Annotated in this window: 11 protein-coding genes; 1 reads left to right on the top strand and 10 read right to left on the bottom strand. The window is 66.3% G+C overall.

The features are described from left to right. Positions 1–466 precede the first annotated feature (466 nt). A complete protein-coding gene (locus tag J2728_RS09670; protein WP_309998666.1) occupies positions 467–961 on the bottom strand; it encodes a TniB family NTP-binding protein in 495 nt (164 codons plus the stop codon). A gap of 114 nt (positions 962–1075) precedes the next feature. Here J2728_RS09670 and J2728_RS09665 point away from each other — a divergent pair, with 114 nt between their 5' ends. Then, the gene (locus tag J2728_RS09665; RefSeq protein ID WP_309998664.1) at positions 1076–1366 is read left to right on the top strand and encodes a hypothetical protein; all 291 of its coding nucleotides are present in this window, start codon (positions 1076–1078) and stop codon (positions 1364–1366) included. Positions 1367–1643: 277 nt separating this feature from the next. Here the strand turns inward: J2728_RS09665 and J2728_RS09660 are convergent, their stop codons facing one another. From J2728_RS09660 to J2728_RS09620, 9 genes are all read right to left on the bottom strand, one after another. Beyond that, positions 1644–2720, bottom strand: a complete 1077-nt coding sequence (locus J2728_RS09660) for a PLP-dependent cysteine synthase family protein (RefSeq protein ID WP_309998663.1) — start codon at positions 2718–2720, stop codon at positions 1644–1646. Next, positions 2710–4746: a M3 family metallopeptidase gene (locus tag J2728_RS09655; protein WP_309998662.1), complete on the bottom strand. Its 2037-nt coding sequence runs from the start codon at positions 4744–4746 to the stop codon at positions 2710–2712. The genes J2728_RS09660 and J2728_RS09655 overlap by 11 nt, the downstream gene beginning before the upstream one ends. 24 nt (positions 4747–4770) lie before the next feature. Then, the gene (gene trxB / locus J2728_RS09650) at positions 4771–5766 is read right to left on the bottom strand and encodes a thioredoxin-disulfide reductase (RefSeq protein WP_309998659.1); all 996 of its coding nucleotides are present in this window, start codon (positions 5764–5766) and stop codon (positions 4771–4773) included. Between the two features lie 13 nt (positions 5767–5779). Beyond that, entirely contained in the window at positions 5780–6670 is an 891-nt protein-coding gene (locus J2728_RS09645; RefSeq protein ID WP_309998656.1) for a hypothetical protein, read from the bottom strand. Beyond that, on the bottom strand, positions 6667–6990 hold the full coding sequence (trxA, locus tag J2728_RS09640) for a thioredoxin (protein ID WP_309998654.1): 324 nt from the start codon (positions 6988–6990) through the stop codon (positions 6667–6669). Before trxA ends, J2728_RS09645 begins: the two co-directional genes overlap by 4 nt. Before the next feature lie 28 nt (positions 6991–7018). After that, positions 7019–8479 (bottom strand): metallopeptidase TldD-related protein, encoded by a 1461-nt coding sequence (locus tag J2728_RS09635; RefSeq protein ID WP_309998652.1) that lies wholly within the window; start codon positions 8477–8479, stop codon positions 7019–7021. Beyond that, the gene (locus J2728_RS09630) at positions 8476–9825 is read right to left on the bottom strand and encodes a TldD/PmbA family protein (protein WP_309998650.1); all 1350 of its coding nucleotides are present in this window, start codon (positions 9823–9825) and stop codon (positions 8476–8478) included. The genes J2728_RS09635 and J2728_RS09630 overlap by 4 nt, the downstream gene beginning before the upstream one ends. After that, entirely contained in the window at positions 9822–11528 is a 1707-nt protein-coding gene (locus J2728_RS09625) for an ABC transporter ATP-binding protein/permease (protein ID WP_309998648.1), read from the bottom strand. The genes J2728_RS09630 and J2728_RS09625 overlap by 4 nt, the downstream gene beginning before the upstream one ends. Before the next feature lie 113 nt (positions 11529–11641). Then, on the bottom strand, positions 11642–13993 hold the full coding sequence (locus J2728_RS09620) for a TonB-dependent siderophore receptor (RefSeq protein WP_309998646.1): 2352 nt from the start codon (positions 13991–13993) through the stop codon (positions 11642–11644). Positions 13994–14410 lie beyond the last annotated feature (417 nt).

Raw genomic sequence — 14410 nt, 5'->3', positions numbered from 1 at the left:
GCCGACGTGACTGATCGTCTAAGGCCGCTGTAAGGCGTGCTCCGGTCCCGCGGTGCTCGGCGGAACTGGGGCAATGTCTGGAAGCTGCTGCCCTCAGTCAGTGCAGAGATGGGGGGGAGGGAGCTGGAGCGAGCGCTTGGCGGCGTTGAGACCCACCTAGCCGCGCAAAGCGTGATTGTTCAAACCGCACCCGTAAACCTCAAGGCCGAAACTGAAGACCTTAACAAGCCTCACCAGGCGACCGTATGTGAAGCGGGTGTCATTTAGCGCAATGTTTGCCGTGAACTGTTCCAGTGCCGTCACGGGAAGGCCTGCCTTGCCAGAACGGTCCAAGGACAACCGCGAAGCCGGCCTCAAGCCCTCAATCCTAGCAGGGCTTCAACGGCCACGATTTGGCGAGACATTCGTCAACCTGATTGCGGAATTCTGCATAGCGGTCTGAGCGGTGCCGATATGATCCGTGACATCAAACCCAAGGTCGGTCGTGGAGGATATTATTTCCGATAATATATCTTAGACGAATTTTGATTGCTGAATCTCGTCGAGGATCATCATCCTGATCCGATTGGCGGTCAGGTGGGTCAGTGCAATAGAAGCGCTTCTCGGTGAGCTCGTCATTCACCTCGATCCTGAGCACGCCCTCGGCGCGCCAAGGCTTGTCCTTCTCCTCTGGCTCACTTTCGCTCGGATAGCGTGCGCGAACCAGGCTGAGGAAATGGACCTGGATCGAACTTTTGCCCATGTTTGGGACTGCCCAAAACAATACTGACGGCATGCGCAGCCGCGACGGCATCGCAAGAATCCCGAACATCCGCTCGACCGCGTCTTCGGCGGCCGGGTAGCTGACCCAGCGGTCCGTCAGGATCGCGGCCCTTCGGATAGCCCGGTCGCCGGTCGCCAAGTGCGCAATGTCGGGATGCAAGTGTTCAAAGGGGCCTTCATCGGAGGATCGGGATGCCATCACTCCCCTCCCCCAAAGGCACCGCCCCAATCGTCATCAGCAAGGTCAGGTTGAACGAACGCAGAGCGCCCTACCGATTGGGCGGCGGCCCTCAACGCTGACATCGACTGGTCGATGCTCGCGCTCGAACTTCAGCTCCTAGCGCATCGGTCGGCGACGTTCGCCGCAGAATACGACGAGGTCCACGAGACTCACGCCGAGGAGCTCGGGCGCATCGTGGCCGGATTTTACCGTTCGCTCGGGCGCGAACCCCAGTTGGATCCGCGCGAGCTGGCGGCGGGCTGTATGGCGCTGGCGCACGGACTCGCCTTGCAGCGACGAAAAGACAGCGAGGCGCCGACGGGACGCCTGATCATGACATTTGTTGAGGCGTTGCTCGCCAACGCGAAGCCCTGCGCTAACTAAACCGGGCCGCACAGCCGCATCTGCGTCATGCCGGCCCGCGCACTTAGGCGCGCCGGCGCAGTCTTCGCCAGCCCGCCCGGGCCAGCATGCGCCAACATCTGCCGTTGGAACGCCTCCAGGAGGGCGACGTTCGCAGCGCTGACCAACTGCTCGACGATACGCGCCGCGCGGCGCGGGCGAGCGCTAAGATTATCGCGTGGTCCGAAACCGCCGCGCCCAGCACCCAGGCCAACAAGGCGATACCCCGCCTGGCTCGCCGAGCGTGCGCTGTGAGCGCTCACGCATCGAACTGGGCCCTGAACAGCATCTCATGGGGCCACCAGTCGACCCCGCGCTCCCGCAGCCAGTGATCGTCATAATAGGTGCAGCCGTATCGATCGCCCCCATCGCACAGGATCGACACGATCGAGCCCGTCTCCCCCTGGCTCGCCATCTCATCGACCAGTTGAGCGATGGCTACCAGGTTCGTGCCGGTGGAGCCGCCTACCCGACGCCCCAGACGATGAGACAGGGCCCGCATCGCGCCAATGCTGGCGGCGTCGTCGACCGCGATCATCCGGTCGATCACCGAGGGGATGAAGCTGGGTTCGACACGCGGGCGCCCGATCCCCTCGACGCAACTGGCGCTCGCTTCCGGCAGTGACACGACCGTCGGATCAGCGAAATGGCGATGGAAAACCGAGTGAACCGGATCGGCGACGCAAAGCCGGGTCGCGTGGCGCTGATAGGCGATGTAGCGGCCGATCGTGGCGGACGTCCCGCCCGTACCGGCCCCGCACACGATCCATGCCGGAACCGGGAACGCCTCCGCAGCCATCTGCGCGAAGATGCTTTCGGCGATATTGTTGTTGCCCCGCCAGTCGGTCGCGCGTTCGGCATAGGTGAACTGGTCGAGATAATGGCCTTTCGTCTCGCGTGCGAGGCCCTGGGCCACGTCGTAGACGGTGCGCGGGTCGTCGACCGTATGAATTTCACCGCCGTGGAAGCGGATCGCATCGAGCTTGGGCGCCGCCGTCGACGCGGGCACAACCGCGATGAAGCGCAAGCCGAGCATCCGCGCGAAATAGGCCTCGCTGACCGCCGTCGATCCCGAAGATGCCTCGATGATGCAGGTGTCGGGCCTGATCCAGCCGTTACACAGGGCATAGAGGAACAGCGAGCGCGCTAGACGGTGTTTCAGGCTCCCCGTGGGGTGGCTGCTCTCGTCCTTTAGATAGAGCGTAATTCCTGGGTAACGCGCCAAGTCCAGCCGGATAAGATGCGTGTCGGCGGAGCGGTTGAAGTCCGCCTCTATCCGCCGGATGGCGTCGGCCCGCCATGCCTGGACGAGAGCCTCGCGGCGATCACCGGGCATCGGCGGTCAGTCCGTGCCGGACCAGCATCGCGGCCGGGTCGGCGTCGCGTCCGCGGAAGGCGCGGAAGCTCTCGGCCGCCGGGCGGCTCGCGCCCCGGGAGAGGATTTCCTCGCAAAAGCTCGCCGCGACGCCGCGGTCGATCAGCCCAGCCTCGGCGAAGCGTTGGAACCCGTCGGCGGCCAGCACCTCGGCCCAGAGATAGCTGTAATAGCCCGAGGCATAGCTGCCCGCGAAGATGTGGGTGAAGGCGTGCGGAAAGCGGTGCCAGGCGGGCGGGCGAATGACCGCCACCTCGTCGCGCACCGCCTGGATCACCTCGATGGGGTCGGCGCCGAGCACGCCCCGATGCAGCAACAGGTCAAACAGCGCGAATTCGACCTGACGGACGACGAACATCCCCGACAGGAAGTGGCGTGCGGCGAGCAGCGTCTCGAACAGCGCATCGGGCAGCGGCGCGCCCGTCACATAATGGCCGGACATGTCGCCCAGCACGGCGCTGTCCCAGGCGAAATCCTCCATCAACTGACTGGGCAGTTCGACCGCATCCCATTCGAACCCGCTGATGCCGGCGATATTGGGCCGGTCGACGCGGGTGAGCAGGTGATGCAGGCAATGCCCGGTCTCGTGCAGGAAGGTGACGACTTCCTTGTGGCTGAGCAGCGCGGGACTGCCATCGGTCTTCGGCGCGAAGTTGCAGACGAGATAGGCGACCGGCACGCGCTGGACATTCCCGTCGTTGAGCCGCGGCCGCGCTTGCGCCATCCAGGCGCCGCCACGCTTGCCCGGGCGCGCGTGCAGGTCGAGATAGACGCCCGCGAACACCGAGCCATCTTCGTCCGCCACGTCATAATAACAGGCGTCGGGATGATAGACGGCGACATCGGGCCGCGCGATCAGACGGATACCGAACAGCCGGTCGAGCAGGCGCCGCCACCCGGCGATGACGCGCTCGACCGGGAAATGGGCGCGCACCGCTTGCTCGTCGACGGCGTACAAGGCCTGCCGCATCCGCTCGGCGACATAGGCGACGTCCCAGGGTTGAAGATCGGAGATGCTCAAATGCCTGGCGGCATGATCCGCCAGCGCCGCCATTTCCCGCTCCGCGGCCGGCTTCGCGCGCGCGGCGAGATCGCGCAGAAAGGCCAAGACCGCGTCCGCATCGGTCGCCATCTTGGTGGCGAGCGACCATGCGACCGGATCGGCGAAGCCGAGGAGCCGCGCGGCCTCGCGCCGCCGGTCGAGAATATCGGCGATCCGCCCGGAATTGTCGAACTGGCCGGCGTGCGGGCCCTGGTCGGACGCCCGCGTGCCCGATGCGGCATAGACCCGCTCGCGCAGCCCCCGGTCCTCGGCGAAGGTCAGGATCGCGTTGACGCTGGGCATCTGGAGTGTGACGACCCAGCCTGTCAGTCCCTTCGCCCGGGCCGCCTCGGCGAACATCGCCTTGTCCGCGTCCGAAAGTCCCGCGAGGAGCGTTTCGTCCTCGACATGCTCGAACCAGGCGTCGGTCGCGTCGAGCACGGCGTTGCCAAACGCGGTCGAGAGCTGTGACAACTCCACGGAGATGGCCGCGAAGCGGGCGCGATCCTCGGGCGCGAGCGCGACGCCCGAAAGCGTGAAGTCGCGGATCATATGCTCGACGGCGGCTCGATCGGTTTTGGGCAGTGCGGCGAAATCCGCTGTCGCGGTCAGCGCGACCAGCACCTCGTACAGCGCGCGGTTCTGCATGACCTGAAGATGGTTCTCGACCAGTCGCACCTGTCCGGCCCCATAGGCGGCGCGCAGCTCGGGCGCGTCCGCCACGGCCTGCAGGTGGGAGACGGCCGACCAGACGCCCGCGATCGCGGTGTCGGCCCGTTCCAGCGGCAGCCACGCGTCCGCGAAATCGGTCGGCCGGGACGCCACGATCTTGGCCACGACAGCGCGGTGATCCGCGAGAGCCTGGTCGAGCGCGGGCGCGATCTGGTCGGGCCGGATATCGCCAAAGCGAGGCAGGGCCAGCGTGTCGAGTAGCGGGTTCGTCATTGGTTTCACCATCTTAGGCGTGAGTCAGGCCAGCACGCGGACATCGCCGCCTTCGGCGGCGATCGCATGCGCGTCGCGCCCGGCCAGATAGCGCTCGGCCTCCAGCGCGGCCATGCAGCCCATGCCCGCGGACGTCACCGCCTGACGGAACAGCTTGTCCTGCACGTCACCGGCCGCGAACACGCCCGGCACGCTGGTCGCGGTCGATCCGGGCGCGACGAGGATATAGCCCTCGTCGTCCATTCGCAGTTGCCCCTTGAACAGGGCGGTCGCGGGATCGTGGCCGATCGCGACGAACAGCCCCTGCGCCGCCAGGTGCGACACGGCGCCGTCACGGGTGTCGCGCAGCGCCACGCCGGTCACGCCGCCGCCATCGCCCAGCACCTCGGCGACCTCGGAGTTCCAGACCATCTCGACCTTGGGATTGGCGCGAAGCCTCGCCTGGTTGGTGCGATCGGCGCGCAGCGTGTCGCGGCGGTGGATGAGATAGACCTTCTCGGCGAAATTGGTGAGGTACAGCGCCTCCTCGACGGCCGTGTTGCCGCCGCCGACGACCGCGCAGACCCGACCGCGATAGAAGAAGCCGTCACACGTCGCGCAGGCCGACACGCCGCGCCCGCGATACTCGGTTTCGCTCTCCAGCCCCAGCCAGCGGGCGGATGCTCCCGTCGCCACGACGATGGTGTCGGCGGCGTAGCGCGCCCCGCCATCGCCGATCGCGAGGAACGGGGCGCGGGTCAGGTCGACCTCGGCGATCAGGTCGCCGACGACATCGACGCCGGCCTTGCGCACCTGCTCGCCCATCCGCGCCATCAGGTCGGGACCGAGCACGCTCTCGTCGCCCGGCCAGTTCTCGACCTCGGTGGTGATGGTCAACTGCCCGCCCGGTTGCGGCCCCTCGACCAGCATCGGCGCCAACGCGGCCCGCGCGGCGTAGACGGCGGCGGTATAGCCCGCGGGGCCCGAGCCGATGATCAGAATCTTGCTGCGCCGCACGAGCGGCCCGGTCGTCTCCGGCATGCTATGTTCATCCCTACTGAGCTGGAACCGGGGCGGCGTCTACCGCTGCGCGCTCCATCAGCTCGATCGCTTTCCAGCCGATCGACCGATACCGCTCGTTTGACGCCTCCATCCGCTCCAGCCGCAGGCGAAACTGCCCCGCCAGGGCCGGATGATCGGCGTCCAGGATCGCCAGCACGCGGTCGAGCCCGGAGAATTCGGCCTTGTATCCATCCTTCTCCGCCTGATCGCGGATATGGAAGACGCGGCTCTCGTCTTGGTCGGTCCAACCGATCCTCGACAGGGCGAGATAGAGTTCGAAGGTTCCCAGCCCGTTCAGCGTGTCACGCAGGACGGTCCGCATGGAGGCCGGCCAGGCCGCCGCCTCGATAACCTGCCCCGCCCGACGATCGAGCGCCGCCTCCCCCAGAGCGTCCGTCGCGGCGACGGCGGCCATGCGGGCCGCTTTCCAAGTCTTTCGATCGGGTTCGTCGCCGTCGATCGCGGCCCGATGCAAGGCCATGATCGCCAGACGCCCCCGCTCCACATCCGGGTGCTTTCCGGTCAGAGCCGCCAGTTCGGCGCTGGCGAGGAGGTCCAGCACCAGCTGCGAGACGATCCGCGTCAGATCGGCTCCGACGGGCGTTCGCTCCAGCCAGGCCCACGCAAAGCGCTCGGCCTCGGCCTTTGGACGGAAACCGTTGACGAGGATCGGCAGCGTTTCGGCCAGCGCGACCGGATATCCCAGCCGCTCGGCGAAGCCCGGCGTATCGTCGGCTTCCATCACAGCGCCGATGACATTGGCCTGTCCGTTCTCCCAGGCTGGAAAATAGACGAAGCTGTCCGCCGCGATGTGGCGCCGTAGGCGCTCCATCGCCTGCGCCTTGAGCGCCGCATCGCCGTGGAACGCGACCATCGTCATCATTCCGTTCCCACATGGGCGTCGACAAAGGCGTCGAGCCGGCTGCGCGAAATGGTGCCGAAGGTCCGCCCGGTCTCGGCGCCGTCCTTCACGATCATCAGCAGCGGGATGCCGCGGACCGCGAACCGTTCGGCCAGCTTGGGATTGGCCTCGATATCGACCTTCACGATCTCCATCTCGTCGGCATATTCCTTGGCCATCTCGTCTAGCGTTGGGGCCAGCGCCTTGCACGGCGCGCACCAGGGCGCCCAGAAGTCGACCAGCACGGGCTTGTCGTTCTTCATCACGATCTCGTCGAAATCCTGCTCGGTCGCGTTACGCATGATACTTGTCCTTTCGGGGAAATAGGGGTCAGCCGGCCTGTCCGCCGACTATCATCCGGTCGATGCGCAGCGTGGGCTGGCCGACGCTGACGTGCAGCGATTGACCCTGCTTGCCGCAGGTCGCCATGCCGCTGTCGAGCGCCAGGTCGTTGCCGATCATCGAGACGTGGCGCAGCGCCTCGTGGCCAACGCCGATCAGTGTCGCGCCGCGCACGGGCGCGACAAGTCGGCCCTTCTCGACCAGCCAGGCCTCGATCGTGGTGAAGTTGAAACGGCCGGTGACGATATCGACCTGTCCGCCTTCGAATTCGGTCGCGTAGACGCCGCGGTCGATCGAGGCGATGATATCGGCCGGATCGGCCGCGCCGTTCGCAAGAAACGTGTTGGTCATGCGCGGCATCGGCAGATGCGCATAGGATTGGCGGCGGCCGTTGCCGGTCGAGCGCGCGTTCATCAGACCCGCATTGAGCCGGTCCTGCATTAGCCCGGTCAGCACGCCGTCCTCGACCAGCACGGTGCGGTCGGGCGCGGCGCCTTCGTCGTCAATGCCCAGCGACCCCAGCCGCCCCGCGATGCCGCCATCGTCGATCACCGTCACGCCGGGCGCGGCGATGCGTTCGCCGACCTTGCCGTCGAAGGCGGACAGATGCTTCCGGTGGTGATCGGCCTCCAGACCGTGGCCCACCGCCTCGTGGAACAGCACGCCCGGATAGCCCGGCCCCAGCACGACCGGCATTTCGCCGGCCGGCGCGGGCACGGCGTCGAGATTGTTGACCGCCATGCGCGTCGCGGTCGCGATCATCGCATCGATCGAGGCCGCATCGAACCCGTCCAGGCCGGCGCGCCGGCCCAGACCCGCCTGTCCGCGCCCGCGCCGGCCGTTGTGCTCGGCGATCACGACCATCGACAGGATGGTCATGGGCCGCACGTCGCCAGCCAACAGACCGTCGGCATCGGCGACCAGCACCGTCGTGTCGGTCGCGCGGACATTGGCGTCGACCCGCGCTATGCGCGGATCGTGCGCGCGCGCCTGTTCGTCGATCCGTTTCAGGATCGCGATCCAGGCGGTGGCGTCCTCGACCGCGACCGGATCGATCGCGTGATAGAGATCATGTCCCGCGACCCGGCGGTTCAGCGCGACACATTGCGGATGTCGTCTCGTCTCCCCGCGACGCTCCAGCGTCCGCACCGCGCGCACGGTGTCGAGCAGCGCGCCCTCGCGGATATCGGCGGAGTGGGCGAAGCTCACCTGGCCGCCATGGGCCGCGCGCGCGCCGACGCCCTGGCGCATGACAAAGCCGCCCTGGGTGACGCGTCCGCCCTCGAGCCCCCAGCTGCGCATGCTGGTCGCCTCGAAATAGAGGTCGGCGAAATCCGCGCCGCCTCCGGCCAGTTCCCCCAGCGCGCGGCCGATCGCCGCTTCGTCGAGTCCGGCCGGGCCAAGCAGCGCCGAGCGCGCGCGGTCGATCGCGAGGGCGCCGCCGTTCATGCCCTACCTCCCACCAGCATGTCATCGATCAGGATCGAGCCGGTGCGGATCGCGCCCAGCCGCTGCACATCCCGGCCGACCGCGCGGATGCCCTTCAGCATCGCGGGCATGGTCCCGGCCAGCGTCACGTCGGTGACGGCATGGACCACCTGCCCGTCTTCGACCCAAAGGCCCCGCACCGCCTGGGTCCAGTTGCCGCTGGCGGGATCGGTCTTGCCGCCCTGAAACTGGGTGACGACCAGTCCGGCGCCCAGCATCCGCAGCATCTCGGCCCAATCGCCGCTTTCGGCCGTGCTGGTCAGCCGCAGATTGTAATAGCCGTCAGCGTTGCCGGTCGAAGGCATGCCCAGCTTGCGCCCCGTGAAGCTCGACAGGAAGAGCCCCTCAACCACGCCGGACCGGAGGATGGCGCGCGGCGATCCGGCGATCCCCTCGCTGTCGAAGCCGCCACTGGCCAGACCCAGCGGCTCGAACGGGTCCTCGTGAAGATCAAGGTGCGCGGCGGCCACGCCGCGTCCGATCGGATCGGGCAGGAAACTCATGCGCCGATGTTGCGCCGTTCCGGTCAGCGCGCCCGCCAGCTCGCCGACCAGGGTGGCCGCGACGCGCGGCTCGAACAGCACGGGGCAGCGACGACTGTCGACCGAACGCGCGCCCAGGGCGCCGCGGGCGCGTTCGGCGGCGTTATTCGCGAGCTGTTCGGCGGACGACAGGGCGTCCACCTGGCGTTCCTGCGATTGGCAGAAGTCGGAAATGCCGCCGCCCTCGTCCTGCGCCAGCATCACCGTCCAGCGCCCGTCATTGGAGCGTATCGCGCTACGGCAGAAGCCGTCGCTGGTCGCCAGCGCCCAGAGCCCTTCGGTCGCCATCGCCACCGACTCGCCCGCGCGCAGGCGGCTGTCGGCGGAGGCGACGCCGATGGCGACGCGGTTCATCGTGTTCGCGGCGTCCAGCAGCGTCTCCGGGCCACGGGGACTGTCAGCGTAGAGCAAGGGCGCCGGACCGGAAAAGGCGAGCGCGTCGGCGGATGGCATGTCGGCGTCGGGATCGGGCTGGACATGCCCGGCGATTAGCATCGCCTCCTCGACGACCCGCTCGACCGCCGCCCGATCGAACCCGGCGGTCGAGGCCGATCCCCGACGCCCTTCGTAAAACACGGTCAGGCCCAGGCCCTGGCCGCCACTGCGCTCGGCCATCTCCACCTCGCCATCGCGCACCGCGATCCTGGCGACGGCGTTATGATGGACCGAGGCGCGGGCCCGAGCGCCACGCCTGCCCGCCAGTTCCACCGCCAGTTGGGCGGCCTCGCGCAGGTCGGTCTCGGTCTGAGTGAGTAACCTGGTCACGCCTGAACCTCGATATGGGCGGCGGTGGCGTGGCCGTGATGCAGCCGCAGGCGATCGGTGTGATATGCGGCCAGCTTATCGTTGTGCACCACGCTGACGATGGTCGTCTCGGGCAGGGCGTCGAGCACCGACTGGTAGAAATGCGCGGCGTTATCCGCATCGAGCGCGCTCGTCGCCTCGTCCAGCACCAGCAAGGTCGGACGCTGGAGCAGAATGCGAGCCAGGGCCACGCGCTGCTGCTCGCCGGGCGACAATTCGTCCTGCCACATGCGCGACTCGTGCATGGCCTCGATATGGGCGTCGAGCCGGACCCGCTCCAGCAGCGCCGCTATGGCCGCGTCATCGTGATTCTCGGCCCGGTCGGGGAAGCAGATGGCGTTCTTGAGCGTGCCGAGCGGCAGGTAGAGCCGCTGCGGCACCAGCATCGCCGTACCGCGCCGGGTCATGGCGACGTGGCCCGAGCCATCCGGCCACAGTCCGGCGATGGCCCGTAGCAGGGTGGTCTTGCCCGTGCCAGAAGGCCCTTCGATCACCCAGCGCTCGCCATCGCGGATGGTCCAGTCGGCGACCGACAGCAAAGGCTCGCCATTCGGGCGACGCAGCATCAGACCCGTCGCGCTGATCGCCACGCCCTCGGGCGCGCCGCCGGGCGTAAAGCCGATGCCACGCGGCCGCTCATAGTCGATCGCATCGTCCAGCGCCTTCAGACGATTGATGTTGGCGATCTGGCGGGCGATGCCCGGATAGGCGGTGACGATATAGGACAGACTGCCCGCGAACTGCGCGAAGGCGTCGCGCGCGGCCTGGACCTGACCGAAGCTGATCGCGCCCGCGAAGTATTTCGGCACGGTCAGAAACAGCGGGACGATACCCATGACCTGCTGATAGACGCCCTGCCCTACCTGCAAGCCCGCATTGGCCAGCATCATGCGGTACCAATTGCGCCGGATGTTGTCGAAGGCGATGCGAAGTCCGCCCTGTTCGATCCCCTGCGCGCCGGAAAAGGCGATCTGTTCGCTGTTGCGCCGAACATGCAGCAGGTCGCTGCGGAAATCGGCTTCGTAATGCTGCTCGCGCATCCGGCGCCGGACGAACGGCTTGCCGATCCAGGTGATGAACACCGTGCCAAACAGGACATAGACGATCGCGAACCAGACGAGGTCGCCGCCGGGCAGCGGGATGCGATGGCCGAGAAGGGGAATGCTGATCGGCGAGGATGTCTGCAGCAATATGGCGGCGAAGACGATCGCGCGCACCAGACTGAAGAGTATCGAGATCACGATGGCGAGCGGCGACGTACCGTAGACCAAGCCCATCGCCGTGAACTCCTTCAGGTCTTCGGCGATGCGCTGGTCGGGATTGTCGATCATCCGCAACCGCTCGATCTCATAGAAGCGATCGCGGGCGAACCAGCGGCCCAGATACCATTCGGTCAGCCATTGGCGCCACCGCATCGACAGCGTCCAACCGACGATATTGTGCGCGAAGGCCGTCCCGATCTGGAGAAGGATGACCATTGAGAAGGCGAAGACCAGCGACAGGAACAATCCGCCCTGCCGTTGCTCGATCGCATCGTAGAAATGGCGCTGCCACTGATTGGCCAGCAGGAAGGCATAGGTCGTGCCGACCTCGATCGCGCAGTAGCACGCCACCAGGAACCACGCCCATTTCCAGTCGTCCGACACGAAATAACGCGTGCTCAAGCGCCACGCATGGGCCCAGCGTTCGCGCCCCGGCTGGGAGGACCGGAGCCCCGCCTCGCGGCGGGCCTCCTCGACATTGGCGGCAGGGGGATTCATCGGTCTGCGATACCCGATCAGAACAAGCGCTTGGAAATGCTGAGGCGCACGCTGCGCGGCTCTCCGACCGGCACGTAAGAGAAGATCGAGGTCGACCCGTAGTTTCGGCGATCGAAGATATTGCGGACGCCGATATTGATGTCGAAGCCCCCCAGACTAAGGAAAGCATTCGCATCGATCTGCCGCGACGACGGTACGACATACTGGCCCAGCAGGTTGGCGAACGAGCTCGACCGCCCATACAGGCCGGCCGATACGCCGCCGCTGACACCCTCCGAAATCTTCGTGCGATACGTCGAATAGACGCTGTAGGTGTCACGCGGCTGGTTCGCCACGACGGTCTGAAGGGCATTCGTGGTCAGCAGCGCATATTTGGTGCGCGTCAGCGACGCCAGCACCGTCCATCCCGGCGACAACTGCCCGGCGATGTTCAGATCGACGCCCCGCCCGCGCTGCCCCGGTCCGGGGAAGAGGTTGGTCGGATCCGCTGGGTCACGAACGATGATATTGTCCTGCTGGATATCGAAATAGGACGCATTGATCGTCGCGCGCTTTTGGAAGAGGTCGAGCTTGACGCCCGCTTCCTTGTTGTTGGTGATGATGTTCGGCAAGATGGAGCCATCCTTGGCGACCGTGAACGTGGCCTGCTCGCCTCGCGCATAATTGGCGAAGATCGAAAGGTTGTCCGTGGCGTCGAAGATGACGCCGCCGCTCGGTGATACGCCACTCTTGCGCTGTACCAATAATGGCGACGGGCCCGCGAAAAACGTCTGCGATGTGCTTTCGAACCAGTTCTTGCGAACGCCGCCCAGGACCTTGATCTTCCAGAACTCGATTAGAGCCTGACCATAGACCCCCTCTTGCTTGCCGCCGTTGCGGATCTGCACATCGCCAAACGCTGACCACGGTATGACGACCAAGGGCGTATTGGCGTCGAGCGACGGGTTCGTGGCCCGGTTATAGACCAGCCCGCTCTGCTGCGCGCCGTCGCCGTCGCTGTAATTGTAGCCAAAGTTGAAGCTGGCCTTCACGCCGTCGCCGATCCGCGTCTTGATCCGCAGGAAGCTGTCGATGGCGCTGGATGAGCCGTCCTGCCGCGAACCTTGGGTATCGGCTATCAGAGCGCCCGCACGGCTGTAGCCGACGTTGGCGGCCCGGAGCTTCAGCAGGGTCTGGTCGTGCGTACCGCGTACGACGAGGTCGATACCCGGCACGATCTGGCGCGTCGCATCGAAGTAGACACGCGTGGTGTTGATGCGAATACCCTGGTTGGGCGCATAGATAGGCCGCGAGGGGTCGCGATCGATGATCCGCCGGGTCTTGTTGTCGAACAGCGTGAAGGCGCCGATGCCGCTGGAGCCTTCGTTCATGCTGGCGCCGATCACAACATCGGTCAGGCGATCCTTGTACCGCACGGTCGGCGCGAACAGCCAGTTCTTGTCACCCGTATAGCCGCCGTAATTGTGGTCCATCGTCTGCGCGCTGGTGATGACGCGCGCTGACAGCTTCTTGTTGGCGGTGATCGCACCGTTGGCGTCGATCACGCCGCGCACCAGACCGAACGAGCCCGTATCGAAGCCGACAGCCAACCGCCGCTCGGCGCTCGGCTTCTTCGTCACCACGTTGACGTTACCGCCCAGATTGCCGAACCCGGCCAGCAGCGCGTCGGGGCCCTTCAGGACTTCGATCCGCTCGATATTGGCGACCGGCTGATCAGCCCCGGCATTGACGCCATATTGCGATGTCGTCGTCAGGCCGTTGACCAGACCGCCCGCCGAGAAGCCGCGGAGCGTATAGCTGGCGCCGCTATTGGGGGTGTTGACCAGCGCCGACACACCGCCCGCGTTGCGCAGGATGTCGGTGATGTTGAGCGCCTGCTGTTCCTCGATCGTCTTGGCGGTGATGACCTGCGTATTGCGCGGCTGGTTGCGCAGGCCGAGGCCGTTGCGATCGGAGGTGCTTGACTGGCGGACCAGCGCGCTGGTTTCGGCCTCGTCGCGACGCGCGATCACGACAATTTCGTTGAGGATGACCGGGTCGATGACGATGACCAGACCCGCCTTCGCGCCGGGAAGGACGGCCAGACTGCTGCCCTTGATCGCCTCCTCCGCCGCCCGCCGGGCGTTCGTGGCTCCGCGCACTGGCCGGGAGGTCAGTCCCTGGACGGCGTCGGGGTCGTAATTGATCGTCTCGCCCGTCCGCGCGGCGATCGCCTGAAGCGCCTCGGCCATCGGCATGGCGGGCAGGTCGATGGCCGTGGCCTGCGCGCTCTGCGCCGAAGCGGGCGATGGCGTGACGGCGCTTACCAGCGCCAGAACGCCGAGGCTTGCGGCGCCTAACAGACAGCGGGTCTTGGCAGTCATATGCATCACGCAGTTCCCCCTTTTCAGGGCCGAGCGCCATCTCCGCACGGGCGCGACTGCCCGTTCGCTAAAGCCGCAGACCCTGTGACAAAACGAACTCGCCTCTCGGCGCGAAACAGTCGCTTCCAAATCGGCTACGACTGCGGCCCCCTCCTGCTCGACGGCGCCCCCCCCGCCTTGGAAGCCAAGCACTGGCGGGAATTTACCGTCGAGAACGACGCTATGTGTCCGTTCCATGACTGGCAAATTCGAAGTGTTCATGTCCCCATAAGCCGCATGGATGGGCTGTGGTGCTGTCTGGGGTGAATTGGAAGCCCGCGCGAAGATTGAACCGCCAATCGAACAACGGGTCAGCGGTCGCCAGAAGCAACTACAGTCTACATATGGAAGATTGCTGGAAGCAGCGGTCTGGCAAATTCGGTA

The organism is Caulobacter segnis, from assembly GCF_031454995.1.
In the GTDB taxonomy this organism is placed as follows: domain Bacteria; phylum Pseudomonadota; class Alphaproteobacteria; order Caulobacterales; family Caulobacteraceae; genus Caulobacter; species Caulobacter segnis_E.
This window is presented reverse-complemented; position numbering and strand designations above follow the sequence as displayed.

Excerpts from the sequence above, each read along its gene's own strand:
- J2728_RS09670 (WP_309998666.1), bottom strand. The coding sequence starts at position 961 with ATGGCATCCCGATCCTCCGATGAAGGCCCCTTTGAACACTTGCATCCC.
- J2728_RS09665 (WP_309998664.1), top strand. The coding sequence starts at position 1,076 with ATGCTCGCGCTCGAACTTCAGCTCCTAGCGCATCGGTCGGCGACGTTC.
- J2728_RS09660 (WP_309998663.1), bottom strand. The coding sequence starts at position 2,720 with ATGCCCGGTGATCGCCGCGAGGCTCTCGTCCAGGCATGGCGGGCCGAC.
- J2728_RS09655 (WP_309998662.1), bottom strand. The coding sequence starts at position 4,746 with ATGACGAACCCGCTACTCGACACGCTGGCCCTGCCTCGCTTTGGCGAT.
- trxB (WP_309998659.1), bottom strand. The coding sequence starts at position 5,766 with ATGCCGGAGACGACCGGGCCGCTCGTGCGGCGCAGCAAGATTCTGATC.
- J2728_RS09645 (WP_309998656.1), bottom strand. The coding sequence starts at position 6,670 with ATGATGACGATGGTCGCGTTCCACGGCGATGCGGCGCTCAAGGCGCAG.
- trxA (WP_309998654.1), bottom strand. The coding sequence starts at position 6,990 with ATGCGTAACGCGACCGAGCAGGATTTCGACGAGATCGTGATGAAGAAC.
- J2728_RS09635 (WP_309998652.1), bottom strand. The coding sequence starts at position 8,479 with ATGAACGGCGGCGCCCTCGCGATCGACCGCGCGCGCTCGGCGCTGCTT.
- J2728_RS09620 (WP_309998646.1), bottom strand. The coding sequence starts at position 13,993 with ATGCATATGACTGCCAAGACCCGCTGTCTGTTAGGCGCCGCAAGCCTC.